Below are 11,847 nucleotides of genomic sequence, written 5' to 3'. Positions count from 1 at the left end.
ATCGAGCCGAAACCCGCTGTCGTGCTCACCGGCGCCAGAACGAGTTGCTTATCTCTGCTTCGATCTGCGCCAGCCTCAAGCCGATATCGTCGGTCAAGTTAAGTGCATTTTTCATAGCGATGCGCGGTTTGAATGGATGCAGTCGCCGGAAAAAATCACGCCCAAGTCGCGCGATCAGCGCGCATGCGCGGATCGCGGTGGTCCGGAAATTGAACGAGCGGACCGTTGATACCCGGCGGGCCCGCTGCTTCTTGAGATAATGCGTAAGTGCAATATCGTGGCGTAACGGGCCGCCGCGCGGCTGCTCAGTTTGACCGGGATCATTATGCCAGATAGGCCATTCGGACGAACTCGGGCGTAGCATAGTGTCCTCCTGAAATAAGGGCTGCTCGTCCGGACAATCTCCACCACGGCCGTGAGAGGCGCGTTGGAGCCAGCGTGAAGGATTCGTGAAAACGCCAGGCCGATGAAAATGAAGGTTGAATTAGGGGCAACTACAGGAAAGGATCGCAACCAAAGTTGTGGCCGTGGGCGGACCCGATGTCGCACCCTCATCTCTGTCTGCTAGGCGGTTTCGACTTCGCCGGAGGCGCAGCGGCGGTCCCGGTTTTCAGCCGCAAGGCGCGCGCTATGTTGGCTTATCTCGCCCTGCAATCCGGACACTCGCAGTCACGCGAGAAGCTCGCAGCGCTTTTGTGGGGCGGCAACGGTGAGGCCCAGGCGCGGATGAACCTCCGGCAGGCCCTATCGGCTATCAGGAAAGGGTTGGACGGATCCGATGGCCGAACGTTCCTCACCGACGGCGACAGCATTACCCTCAATCTCGACGATCTTGATTTCGATGTCGTGCGGTTCGAGGCGCTGGCCGCCGGTTCCGAACCGGAGCAACTCGAACAGGCGCTTGTCGTCTATCGCGGCGACCTGCTCGACGGCTTCGGCCTGAAGGAGGAGCCGTTCGAGGATTGGCTGCGGGTCGAGCGCGAGCGCCTGAGGGCGATGGCCGTCGCGGCACTGGACAAGCTCGTCGCGCATTACTGCACCACGAACGAACCTGCCTCATGCGTGCGCGCGGCAACACGCCTGCTCGCCATGGAGCCGCTGAGGGAGGATATCCACCGCGCCCTGATGCGAGCCTATGCGGCTCAGGGCCGGCTCACTCTCGCGCTGAAGCAATATGAAAATTGCCGCGGTGCGCTGCAGCGGGAACTGAACCTGCAGCCCGAGCCGGAAACCCGACATCTCTATGAAGACCTGCGGACGCGCCGCATGACACCGCAAGCCGCCTCCCGGGCAGCTGCCTCGGTGTCGTCTTCCCAGACACCGCCACCGTCGCCAGCCCGAACCGGCGAGCGGCCGGCGTTCCGGGCCGAGCCGATGCGCCCCGCGACCCATTACGTCAAATCGGCCGGGATCAACATCGCCTATCAGGTGACCGGCGACGGCCCGGTCGACCTGATCTACGTGCCTGGATGGGTCTCCAACCTTGATCTTGCCTGGTCGTCGCCGCGGCTTTCGCATGTGCTCCATCGCCTCGGCGCCTTCTCGCGCCTGATCCGCATGGATAAGCGCGGCACGGGGCTGTCCGATCGAAATGTCGGTTTGCCAACGCTGGAAGAGCGAATGGAAGACATGCGGGCGGTGCTGAATGCGGTCGGCTCAAAGCACACGGTTCTGTTCGGCGGTTCCGAAGGCGGCCCCATGTGCATGCTGTTCGCGGCGACCTATCCCGAGCGGACAGCGGCTCTCGTCCTCAACGGAACCTACGCCAGCGGCCGATGGTCGAAGGATTATCCCTGGGCAAGGACAAGCGAGCAGGTGGAAGAAGATCTGGCCGCCGTCGAGAGACAATGGGGGGAGCCGGCAGATATGAGCAACGCCGCGCCCAGCCTCATGAATGATAGTTTCGAGAGAGAATGGTTCGCCGCGTATCTCAGGAATTCGGCCTCGCCTGCCGACGCGATCGCGCTGTGGCGCTGGGGCACCGAAATCGATGTTCGCGCCCTTCTCCCAGCCATTCACGTCCCGACACTGATCGTCCAGGCGGCAGGGGACCGCTGGGTGAAACCGGAAGAGGGGCGCTATCTGGCAACGCATATCGAGGGCGCCAGATACATCGAGCTTGCCGGCCGTGATCACGTAATCTGGGGCGAGAATTCCGATCGCCTGGTCGACGAGATCCAGACCTTCGTCACCGGCGCCTTGCCGGCAGCGCCGGGCGAAGGGGTTCTGGTGTCGGTGCTGTCCCTGGAGATAGCCGGCCCCCCTTCTGGTGTCGGCGCAGATCTGATCGAGCGATACGCCGAAGAGATCCGCGGCGAACTGCTCGCTGCCGAAGGCAGACAGATCAGGCGCTCCGCAAGCGGATTTTTCGCCGTGTTCCAACGGCCGACGCGGTCGATCCAGTGCGCGATCGCAATCCGTCATCGCCTGAGGCATTCCGGTCTCGATGTCCGCTCGGCAGTCCATACCGGCGAATGCCAAGTGCGCGGCGATGACTTCACTGGCGTTGCAATCGAGCTGTCATCGCGGCTGCTCGATCACGCGCGGCCGGGCGAGATCATCGCGTCGCGGACGGTGCGCGATCTGGTAGTCGGCTCCGGCCTGACTTTCGAAGAGCATGGCGAACTGGAAGCGAGCGGGCTGCCAGGCAGCCTGCAGCTTTTTTCCGTCAGTAAACCGGCTGTCTGACATTGGCCGGCAACAAATCGCGGCGTGCAGGCTCAGCATCGGGCAGTCGACCGTCGCCAAGCGGCCGCTACCCTCACGCCATCCGCCTTCGCTGATCTGGCCGAGTCCCGTCGCTGGTTAGAACAGGAACGCAGCCGTGGCCGGGTTCGCGCCCGTACGGCCGTTTGATGAATCCATACCTCGAATGAGCTCGAGGTCCTTTGAATCCAGCTCGAAATCGAAGACGTCGAAATTGGCGGCAATCCGGTCCTGATGGATCGACTTTGGAATGACGATCAGCCCTTTCTGAAGATGCCAGCGGATGATCACCTGCGCCACAGACTTGCGGTGTTTTCCGGCGATCTTTTCGAGGGTCTGGTCGCTCAACAGCCGGCCGCTGCCCAGCGGGCTCCAGCTTTCGATGCGGATGTTGTGCGTGCTGGAAATTCTCTGGTCTGGCGCTGTTGAAACCGGGGATGGAGTTCGATCTGGTTGACTGAGGGTGTGACACCAGTCTCGCCGATGATTCGCTCCAGATGGTCCTGGTTGAAATTCGAAACGCCAATCGACTTGATCCGGCCGGATTGCCTGAGTTCGATCAGCGTCTTCCACGCCTCGACATATTTGCCCTGGCTGGGCACCGGCCAGTGGATCAGGAACAGGTCGATCTGCTCGATGCCGAGCTTGTTCATCGTCTCGTCGAAAGCCCGCAGGGCGGCGTCACGCTGCTGCGCGCCGTTGCGCAGTTTCGAGGTGATGAACAGTTCGCTCCTCGGTACGCCAGCCGTGCGGATCGCCTGCCCAACGCCTTCCTCGTTCTGGTAGCCTTCGGCGGTGTCGATCAATCTGTAGCCGGCCTCGATTCCCCAACTCACGACTTGGGCCGTAATGGCTGGATCGACCTGCCAAACGCCAAGGCCGATCTGGGGAATGGCTGAGCCATCATTCAATGTGATCTGCTCAACTTTAGTCAGGGTAATTTGTTCAGGCATGCTCAGGTCCTTCTGCATCGCTCCGCCCCGGCGCAGTGCTTATCTAGGCGCGGCGTCCGCCAATGCGAGTCGACAGGTGGAGAAAGTAGAAGTGCGCCGTGAAGCCGGGATGAGGTCCGGTTCGAACCGCCAGCGTTTCCAAACACGATTCCAGAGATCAATAAATTGGACCGGGGGATGGCACGCCAATCCGGATCGATCTCGAAAAATCAGGCGAAAGGCCTGACTCCCGCGCAGGGCCGTCGATGTGGGCTGCCTCCCTCAAAACCGACATCGGCAAGCTGACATCGAGCGCACCCCGTGCATACGCATATTCGGGAAGATAGCCGTTAACGATGAGGCGCCGGTCAAGGGGGACCACGTCACCGACGGCTCGCATCATCTTGACGATCGTGGTCGTGCAGTTCGTCGTGATGGAATTATAGAATTCTGGAGTCGTGGAAAGTGCATTTGCGTCCAAGACGTATTCCAGCAAGAGCGCCCGGGCCGCTTCCGGTGACACTTTTAGCCGATAGATTTGGACATCCTCTCCGCGAACGTTTGACCTGACGCCGACGACGTCTCGCTCGTCAGCCGCAATAATTACCAGGGGATTGCTCTTGAACAGGTCTGCCATGGGAGAAAACTTGCCGCCTCCATGGCGTCGCACCTCAATCGACCAGGCAAGATAGTCACCTCCTGCAAAGCCGAAGCTTATGATGACATGGGCGATTTTGGTCCCGGACCAATAAGACATGAAGAGGTCGACCGTCTGAACGGTGGAGAGGTCGTAGGTCCGCGTTGTCCAGCGTTCGGTGAAATCAGTAGCGCTACGCCATTCGAAGGCGCGCACATCAGTCAGCGTCAACAGGTTCCCGTCGCGGGTGCCGGTCACCTGACGGGCGACGTCGGGCGCCCAGTCTGCGTGATCGAAAGGCCTGATGGTGCTCCACCAAACCAGAACCACAGCTAACGCAGCTGCAAACAGGACAAGCGCCCTGATGCGAAACCGGCTGAAGAGGGCGATGATAGTGGCGAGGCCGAACAAGATGAACAGGACGCCGGCCTGAGCCCGTCCAAGCTCAGCCACAGGCAGACGATACCACATGGCAAGTCCGGCCCAGGCAGTCAGGATTGCGACGGCTAGCGAAAGGATGATGGCAAGCGAAATCCGAGCGATGCGACGCATTTATTCCCCCCTCAGGCAGTCTGTCATTGCCTGGATGCCATTCTCACGGAACGCTCGAAGACAACAACTCTACATGTCCATATTGGAGCACCAATCGGTCTGATACCATTTTCGCCGCGGATTTCGCAGGCGTGGAGCGAGCGAGAAGGTGCCCACGCGAAACGGACGCGCTCGGCATCGGCCGTTCGATGAAGTGACCGCGCGAGCTCACGGGCCCTAACAAGTTCCTTCATCCATCCATCCGTACCTCAAACGCCCGTCCATTCTACCCGGAACAGGTTCTCTCTGTTCCAGTCCAACAAAACCGATACTCGCCTCGCTGGAATATCTAACGCGACTCCGTCATGATCTTTCCGCCTTGCCGAGCGTCGCTGCCGAGCGCGGTGACGCCGACGCAGGTCATGAGAGTAGGCTAGGCCAGTGCAGCGGATCCACCCGACGACCTTTCTTTTTGCGGCCCGAGCCCTGCGCGATATGGGCGATGGGTTCGTGGCCGTTCTGTTGCCAGTCTACCTGCTCTCATTGGGTTTCACGCCTCTGCAGGTCGGCATCATCGCGACCGCATCGCTACTCGGTTCAGCGCTCTTGACCATCGCCGTCGGAGTCCTTGGTGCCCGACACGATCACCGCCGTCTCCTGCTTGCCGCCACCAGTCTGATGGTCGCCACGGGTGTGGCCTTTGCCCTGGTTCATGACTACGCGCTGCTTTTGGTGATCGCTTTCGCAGGCACCATCAACCCGTCGGCCGGCAGCGTCAGCGTGTTCGTGCCATTAGAGCATGCCGTGCTCACACGCGAAGTCACTGATGCAGCCCGGACCAAGATGTTCGCGCGTTACAGCTTGGTGGGCGCGCTTGCAGGCGCCGTTGGCGCACTCGCTTCGGCGACCCCTGATCTTGTTGCTCCATCCGGCCTCGACCAACTCACCGGCATCAAGGCCATGTTCGTGCTCTACGCGTTGCTCGGCCTGCTCGGCGGCCTCTTCTACGCGCGGATCCCGCAGCGCCGTCCCACGTCGGACACAGGTACCGCGTCCGCGCTCGGCCCCTCGCGCAATATCGTTCTCAAGCTTGCGGCTCTTTTTAGCCTTGATGCTTTCGCCGGCGGCTTTGTCGTCCAGTCGCTGCTTGCCCTATGGCTGTTCGAAAAATTCGACCTGTCGCTTTCGGAAGCGGGATTTTTCTTCTTCTGGTCCGGCGTGCTTTCGGCGTTCTCATTCCCCGTTGCAGCTTGGCTGTCCCGGCACATCGGACTCATCAACACGATGGTGTTCACACACATTCCGTCCAGCATCGCCCTGATGCTGGCGGCGCTTGCGCCGACGCTACCTCTGACACTGGCCCTGCTGCTGGTCCGCGCTGCGCTTTCGCAGATGGACGTCCCGACGCGCTCATCTTACGTCATGGCCGTTGTCACGGAAGCGGAGCGGGCGGCGGCCGCGAGCTTCACATCTGTCCCGCGCAGTCTGGCCGCGGCAGCCAGTCCGGCGCTGGCGGGCGCTCTGCTTGCTGCCTCTTTCCGAGCTTGGCCCCTCCTCATCTGCGGTGCATTGAAGATCATTTATGACCTGCTGCTGCTGCTGCAGTTCCGCCACTTGAAGCCTCCAGAGGAGCGGTGAGGCCAGCCTTGTCGGTTTGGGGCGTTTAGCCAGGAGGGATCGATCGCGGCGGCAAAGCGTTTGAAAGGTGTCGACCGTTTTGAGCTGGCTCGGAGCGTGAATGTTATCCGGCATCATCGGTGCACGCCGGTGTCGATGTCGAGCGCGCACTGGAAGCCTTCCACAGCACCTGCCTGGCACACGGTCCCGATTTCGACCGGACAGCAGCAGCGGCGGGGAGGCTTCGATGGACCCCGGTTTCCTACGATGCTTTTTCGAACTTTTCCCCCATCGCGAATGTAAATGAGGCAAAGACGTGGACGACTGCGGCGGACGATACCATGTCGAAGGGGCCATCGTCGGGGTAACAAAAGCCAGGTTGGACGATAAGGCGGTGTAGACATGCACCGTCGCCGTGACCAATGTCGATCACGAGACTTTCCTGAAGAGCTTTTTCACCCGGTCCGATGCTGAGAAGATCGACGAAAAACGAAATGGGTGGGATTTCCAGGCTCTACATACTGATCGCCGGGGGGCGCGAGCAATTCGTCAATTTGAAGTTCCCGGCTTCGCCGTCAGGGGGCGGATTGATGGTGGCGAGTTCCATCGCTGACGACTGCGCAAACCAGGGCGACACCGTTACTTCACAGGATTTCATGGAGGGCAACGGCGACAAGGACTGCGCCGGCGACCGCTTCGACCGAGCGGGTCACGACCGCGACGAGTTTCGGACGCGATTTCAGCAGACTGATCAGCTGGCTGCGGAAGAACACCGTGAAAAGGCTCGCAGCGCGTCCGCCACCTGGCTACGTCACCGAGCAATCACGGGTTCCATCCGCCGCTGCCGTATTGACGGGTGATGATTTCGAGAAGATGACCGTTCGGGTCCTCGAAATAAACGCCGCGGCCGCCGTCGTGGTGATTGATCTCGCCCGGCTGCGTCCGGCCAGGGTCGGCCCAGTACGGGAGATCCCGTTCACGAATCCTACCGAAGATCTCGTCGAACTCGGCTTCGCTGACCAGGAAGGCGTAATGCTGCGGCGTGATTTCGCCGTCGGTATCCATATAGTCGAGATTGGCACCGTTTTCGGTCGTAACCATCTGGAAAGGTCCCCAGCGCCTCGGGGCTGGAAGGCCAAGCATTTCCGCCAAGAATTTTGCCGACGCCTCGCTGTTGCGGGCCGGCAGTATTGTGTGGTTGAAATCGATAGCCATGCGATCACTCCCTTTGATCTCTCCTCGCACGTCGTTGTTCCACGACTGAAGCGATGCTGCACGAGATGGGGTCGAAGGCCTAGTTGCTCAAGCCGGCGTGGCAACACGCCCGATGACCTGCACGGGGTCAGCCTCATGAATACGGGCGATGATCATTTCGCCGCTATCCGGCACCTCGCCGGTCAAGCCGGTGATGTTGACCTGATGCGTGACAAAGACGGCAGGTCCGTCGAAACGCTGCCCGCGAAGCCAGGCCAAAAGAGCGGCGGTGGGCTGCTCTGCGGCCGAACTGTCGCCAAAGAACGAATTGAGCAGCTCAAGAGGCACAACGTCGCCGATCCCGAGCAGGCGAGCGGTGTCGAGGCAACGACACCACTGGCTCGAATAGACGGCTGCCGACGAGATGCCATTCGCACGGAACAGGTCGCCGATTGCGCGGGACTGCGCACGACCTTCTTTCGACAGATTCCGCTGCGTGCTGCAATCACCGAGCCTGAAGCCAGGGGGATCGCCGGAGCCTGGGGCCGCGGCATGGCGCAGCACGGCAATGGCTTCTCCGGATCGCAGGGCTGACCAGAGTGGCCCGGAGGCTTGGGCTGTGCCGAAGGCAGCCGCTCCGAGCGAAAGGATGAGAAATTGCCGACGTCCAATTCGCATCTTGCTTCTCACCTTATCCGATTGGCAGCCTGACGCGGACCAGCACGTCATTCCGTAAGTAGCGACATAACGGTTGGTGTCGACGATTTCAGGACCGATCAGGAGCTGGAAAGATTCCAGCCGCGAGACAAGCCTCTCGTCAGCCTCCGCGATACCCTCCACATCAGGAAGGCGGCGGCAAGACTGTATACGCCCATCAAGGCCAGTTGCAGCGAGTAGTCGACGCCGGCGTCGATCAGGTATCCTGTGATGCCGGGACCCATCGCCGACGCGAGAACCATCACGGCCACCACAACCGAGCGGATCGCGCCGAGATGCGCGGTGCCGTAGATCTCCGGCCACATGGCGCCCTCCAAGGTCGAGGAGAAGCCGTAGCTGATGCCAAGCAGCGCCATGAAGACGAAGATGGCGAAAGGCGCCGTCAGATAGGCAGCCGCGAAGCATGCCAGCGCCAGCGGCAGAAGGAATAGAGGGAGAAGTTGGACCGCCGAGAAGCGGTCGACCAGCCACCCGGCCAGAAGCGCAAAACCCATCGTCGTGGCGGACAGGACGGCGAAGCCGCTGGCGAAGAGTTGCAGCGGCCAGCTTCGGAGCTCGGTTAGGTAGACCTGATGAAAGAAGATAGTCGTGCCGACGAAGGCGGGAGCCAGGACACCCAGGCAGATGGCGTAGAACGTCGGATCGAGCAGGACTTCCGCCCGCGTCCAGTGCTTCACTGCGCGTTGCGCCCTCGGCTGGGCCTCGCTCTGCGGATTGCGTTCCTTCCAGACCAGCGCACAAACCACAGGCAACGCCACGACGAGGATGAAGGCTGCGCAGACGAACCAACTTCCCCTCCAGCCGACGAGGCCGGCCACGAGGACGAACAGGAAGGGCAGCAGAGCGCCGCCCACATGAAAGCCAAGCGTGACGACCGAGACGGCGCGGCCCCGGTTCGCGGCGAACCAGCGGCCTGTCGCCGTCAAAGCGGTCTGGGTCATCATGCCCTGCCCGAAAAGGCGCAGCAGGTAGAGCGCGAGGAGCAGGGTTGGCAGCGAACCGGCGAACCCCATCGCGATGCTGGCGCAGGCGAGCATGAGCATCGTCGCGATCGCCATGGTCACTGTCGAATACCGGTCCAGCGGCCGACCCAGGAACGGCAGAGTCGCCGCGCTGAGGAGCGTTGCCAGCATGTAAAGCCCGCCGAACTCGCCATGACTCAACCCGAACGTCTCGCGGATACCCCCGTTCGACAAGGCGATGAAGAAGGTCTGCCCGAAGGACGAGACGAGGGTCAGCAAAAAGGCGCCCGAGAGCCAGCGGACATTGTTGACGACGAACGTACTGAAGGACTGCATGATCTGTCTCGATAGAGTGCGCGCTTACGGTTCGTCTCTATCGGCCTCCGCTGCCGGAGGATATCGGCCAGCTCCGCTTTGATCAGGGGCCTGACTTCAGTCCGAGCGGTCCAACTTCCATGCCGATTACCAACCAGCCAGTCCGACTTCGGTGTCCTCGCCACCCTGCTTGCGAGTGAAGTCAGTCGGACGCCGTCGTGCTCTTAAGTCAGGCAGTCACAGGCATCATGCGACGAACGGGCGAGATATCAGGAGAATGTGAAGCGCTGATCCCGATGCCACTTCGGGTCATAAGCCGACATCGCTCCCGCTTTTAACCCCAACGCGCTGGGGCCCTTCCCCTCTCGGATTGTATTTGCGGACACCGTCGAATGAGTAAGGCTTTTCGGCGGAAGCCGGTCATCCGGTGGATGTCGGCCGAACCGGAACAATGGTATCCTGCGGGGAGTATTCGGGGAGGCGACTGCATTGACCGAGAGCTTGGAAGCCGCAGAGGCGAGAGGTTGGTCGAATCTGCTGCTCGCGGCAGAAAGCGGCGATGCGGGGGCCGTTCGCGCGGAATTGGCGGCCGGCGCCAATATCAACGAGGCGGACGGCGGCGGCTGGTCAGCCCTTCATCTCGCAGCCCTCAATGCCCGTACCGCGGCGGTCGAGGCGCTGATCCAACACCCAGCAATCGATGTGAATTCCAGAAACAAATGGAAGAGCACGCCTTTGAGCCTTGCTTCGGCCAAGGGCCACTACGCCTCTATTTTAGCCCTGGTGAAACATCCGGAAATAGAGATCGATGCAAGAGCCGACTACTACGGCAGAACGGCCCTTATTGAAGCAGCAAAGAACGGGCATCTGGATGTCGTTAAGTTGCTTGTCGAGAATGGCGCCGACGTGAATTTTACTGACAAGACCGGAAGAAACAACGCGCTTATCGAGGCTATCAAGGGACGGCACTACGAGGTCGCGGGATACCTGCTTGATTCTCGGAAAATGAACTTTCTCAACAAGGATATGAGACTGAACGCCCTGATCTGGGCTGGAAGCTGCCATAACCCTCAACTCATCGAAAAGCTGGAAGTCTCGATTCATACTTTCTTCGAAGGCAAGTGAAGGTCCCGCTTCCGCCGCGGTGACCATGTCCGCGGCCTTGCACTTGCCGAATGTCTTCGATCGCCGCAGACCGCCTGTGGAACTCCCTTCCAAGATCATTCAACCAATCGGTTGACAATTCGAAAGCGTGCCTCTATATTCAACTACATGGTTGAATTAGAGACACCCCAGATCGACGCGGTTTTTCACGCGCTTGGCGACGCCACCCGCCGGCACATGCTTCGCGACCTCGCCGGCGGCGAGCGAACGGTGAGCCAGTTGGCGGAACCCTTCGCCATGTCGTTGGCGGCCGCCTCCAAGCACATCAAGACGCTGGAGAATGCAGGGCTTATTCGTCGCGAGGTGAGGGGCCGCACACATCTGTGCCGCCTCGAACCCGGACCGCTGGCCAGCGCCCACCAATGGCTCGGCTTCTACGAGCGCTTCTGGACCAACCGTCTCGACGTCCTCGAGCGTCTGCTTCGCGAGCAGGACGCACGCAAAGCCCCGGGTGATTCCTGGGCCCAGGATGATTCCAGGAAATCGCCCGCCTCAAAAGAAGGAGACGACCAATGAACCAGATGAAAACCATCGAAGCCTATGGCGAGCTGACCGAGCCCGCGACGTTCACCATCCTGCGGCTTTTGCCCGGCCCGATCGAGCGGGTCTGGGCCTATCTCACCGAGAGCGACCTGCGCCGGCAGTGGATGGCTGCTGGCCAGATGGAAATGAAGGCCGGCACGTCGTTCGAGTTGATCTGGCGTAACGACGAGCTGACCGATCCGCCCGGCCAGCGCCCCGCGGGCTTTCCCGAAGAGCATCGGATGGAGGGCCGGATCACCGAGCTCGATCAACCTTACAAGCTCGCCATTACCTGGGGAAACACCGGCGGGGTTTCCTTCTTGCTGGAGCCGAAGGGCAATGATGTGCTGCTCACCGTCATCCATCGCCGGCTGCCGGAACGCGCAATCCAGCTCAACGTCACCGCCGGCTGGCACATGCACCTCGACATGCTGGCCGCCCGCCTCGCCGGAAAGACGCCGACCTCGTTCTGGGATGGCTGGAGCCGCCTGCGGGCAGAATACGACCGCCGCTTGCCGGCCTGACACGACCGCGTCGGCTGAAGTCACCG

General features: G+C 61.1%; 11 protein-coding genes and 1 pseudogene. 6 read left to right on the top strand and 6 right to left on the bottom strand.

Features of this window, described 5'->3' with window-relative positions; genetic code table 11:
• Window positions 1-25 precede the first annotated feature (25 nt).
• A complete protein-coding gene (locus tag X738_RS57405; RefSeq protein ID WP_023799133.1) occupies window positions 26-364 on the bottom strand; it encodes a hypothetical protein in 339 nt (112 codons plus the stop codon).
• 176 nt (window positions 365-540) lie between these two features.
• Between X738_RS57405 and X738_RS57400 the strand changes: the two genes are divergently transcribed.
• The gene (locus X738_RS57400; protein WP_036269686.1) at window positions 541-2,688 is read left to right on the top strand and encodes an alpha/beta fold hydrolase; all 2,148 of its coding nucleotides are present in this window, start codon (window positions 541-543) and stop codon (window positions 2,686-2,688) included.
• Between the two features lie 117 nt (window positions 2,689-2,805).
• Here the strand turns inward: X738_RS57400 and X738_RS57395 are convergent.
• Window positions 2,806-3,659: pseudogene (locus X738_RS57395) on the bottom strand (aldo/keto reductase).
• A gap of 157 nt (window positions 3,660-3,816) precedes the next feature.
• On the bottom strand, window positions 3,817-4,827 hold the full coding sequence (locus X738_RS57390; RefSeq protein ID WP_023799131.1) for an Lnb N-terminal periplasmic domain-containing protein: 1,011 nt from the start codon (window positions 4,825-4,827) through the stop codon (window positions 3,817-3,819).
• Window positions 4,828-5,301: 474 nt separating this feature from the next.
• On the opposite strand from X738_RS57390, the gene X738_RS57385 reads away from it, so the two are divergent.
• Together X738_RS57385 and X738_RS84740 are read left to right on the top strand one after the other, a co-directional pair.
• Window positions 5,302-6,444 carry an MFS transporter gene (locus X738_RS57385; RefSeq protein WP_245277661.1) on the top strand — a complete coding sequence of 381 codons (1,143 nt, stop codon included), beginning with the start codon at window positions 5,302-5,304 and terminating at the stop codon, window positions 6,442-6,444.
• Window positions 6,445-6,917: 473 nt separating this feature from the next.
• The gene (locus tag X738_RS84740; RefSeq protein WP_156942586.1) at window positions 6,918-7,283 is read left to right on the top strand and encodes a hypothetical protein; all 366 of its coding nucleotides are present in this window, start codon (window positions 6,918-6,920) and stop codon (window positions 7,281-7,283) included.
• On the opposite strand, the gene X738_RS57380 is transcribed toward X738_RS84740, so the two are convergent.
• The 3 genes from X738_RS57380 to X738_RS57370 all read right to left on the bottom strand — a co-directional run bounded on the left by X738_RS57380 (window position 7,246) and on the right by X738_RS57370 (window position 9,632).
• Window positions 7,246-7,638, bottom strand: coding sequence for a VOC family protein (locus X738_RS57380; protein ID WP_023799127.1), 393 nt, complete (start codon window positions 7,636-7,638; stop codon window positions 7,246-7,248). The two genes, X738_RS84740 and X738_RS57380, sit on opposite strands and share 38 nt — an antisense overlap.
• Window positions 7,639-7,725: 87 nt before the next feature.
• A complete protein-coding gene (locus X738_RS57375) occupies window positions 7,726-8,181 on the bottom strand; it encodes a histidine phosphatase family protein (protein WP_245277652.1) in 456 nt (151 codons plus the stop codon).
• A 212-nt stretch (window positions 8,182-8,393) separates the two neighbouring features.
• Complete coding sequence (locus X738_RS57370; RefSeq protein ID WP_023799125.1) at window positions 8,394-9,632, bottom strand: MFS transporter; 1,239 nt, start codon at window positions 9,630-9,632, stop codon at window positions 8,394-8,396.
• Between the two features lie 468 nt (window positions 9,633-10,100).
• Here X738_RS57370 and X738_RS57365 point away from each other — a divergent pair, with 468 nt between their 5' ends.
• From X738_RS57365 to X738_RS57355, 3 genes are all read left to right on the top strand, one after another.
• Entirely contained in the window at window positions 10,101-10,736 is a 636-nt protein-coding gene (locus X738_RS57365) for an ankyrin repeat domain-containing protein (RefSeq protein ID WP_023799124.1), read from the top strand.
• Window positions 10,737-10,883: 147 nt separating this feature from the next.
• Window positions 10,884-11,291: an ArsR/SmtB family transcription factor gene (locus X738_RS57360; protein WP_023799123.1), complete on the top strand. Its 408-nt coding sequence runs from the start codon at window positions 10,884-10,886 to the stop codon at window positions 11,289-11,291.
• On the top strand, window positions 11,288-11,821 hold the full coding sequence (locus X738_RS57355) for an SRPBCC family protein (RefSeq protein ID WP_023799122.1): 534 nt from the start codon (window positions 11,288-11,290) through the stop codon (window positions 11,819-11,821). Before X738_RS57360 ends, X738_RS57355 begins: the two co-directional genes overlap by 4 nt.
• The last annotated feature ends 26 nt before the right edge of the window (window positions 11,822-11,847 follow it).

This window comes from Mesorhizobium sp. L48C026A00, from assembly GCF_000502375.1.
GTDB lineage: Bacteria > Pseudomonadota > Alphaproteobacteria > Rhizobiales > Rhizobiaceae > Mesorhizobium > Mesorhizobium muleiense.
Note: the sequence above shows the minus strand (reverse complement) of the source record. Positions and strands in the feature narration are given on the sequence as shown.

Bases quoted from the DNA above. Each gene is read 5' to 3' on its own strand.
- X738_RS57405 (WP_023799133.1), bottom strand. From the start codon at position 364: ATGCTACGCCCGAGTTCGTCCGAATGGCCTATCTGGCATAATGATCCC.
- X738_RS57370 (WP_023799125.1), bottom strand. From the start codon at position 9,632: ATGCAGTCCTTCAGTACGTTCGTCGTCAACAATGTCCGCTGGCTCTCG.
- X738_RS57390 (WP_023799131.1), bottom strand. From the start codon at position 4,827: ATGCGTCGCATCGCTCGGATTTCGCTTGCCATCATCCTTTCGCTAGCC.
- X738_RS84740 (WP_156942586.1), top strand. From the start codon at position 6,918: ATGGGTGGGATTTCCAGGCTCTACATACTGATCGCCGGGGGGCGCGAG.
- X738_RS57400 (WP_036269686.1), top strand. From the start codon at position 541: ATGTCGCACCCTCATCTCTGTCTGCTAGGCGGTTTCGACTTCGCCGGA.
- X738_RS57385 (WP_245277661.1), top strand. From the start codon at position 5,302: ATGGGCGATGGGTTCGTGGCCGTTCTGTTGCCAGTCTACCTGCTCTCA.
- X738_RS57360 (WP_023799123.1), top strand. From the start codon at position 10,884: ATGGTTGAATTAGAGACACCCCAGATCGACGCGGTTTTTCACGCGCTT.
- X738_RS57380 (WP_023799127.1), bottom strand. From the start codon at position 7,638: ATGGCTATCGATTTCAACCACACAATACTGCCGGCCCGCAACAGCGAG.
- X738_RS57355 (WP_023799122.1), top strand. From the start codon at position 11,288: ATGAACCAGATGAAAACCATCGAAGCCTATGGCGAGCTGACCGAGCCC.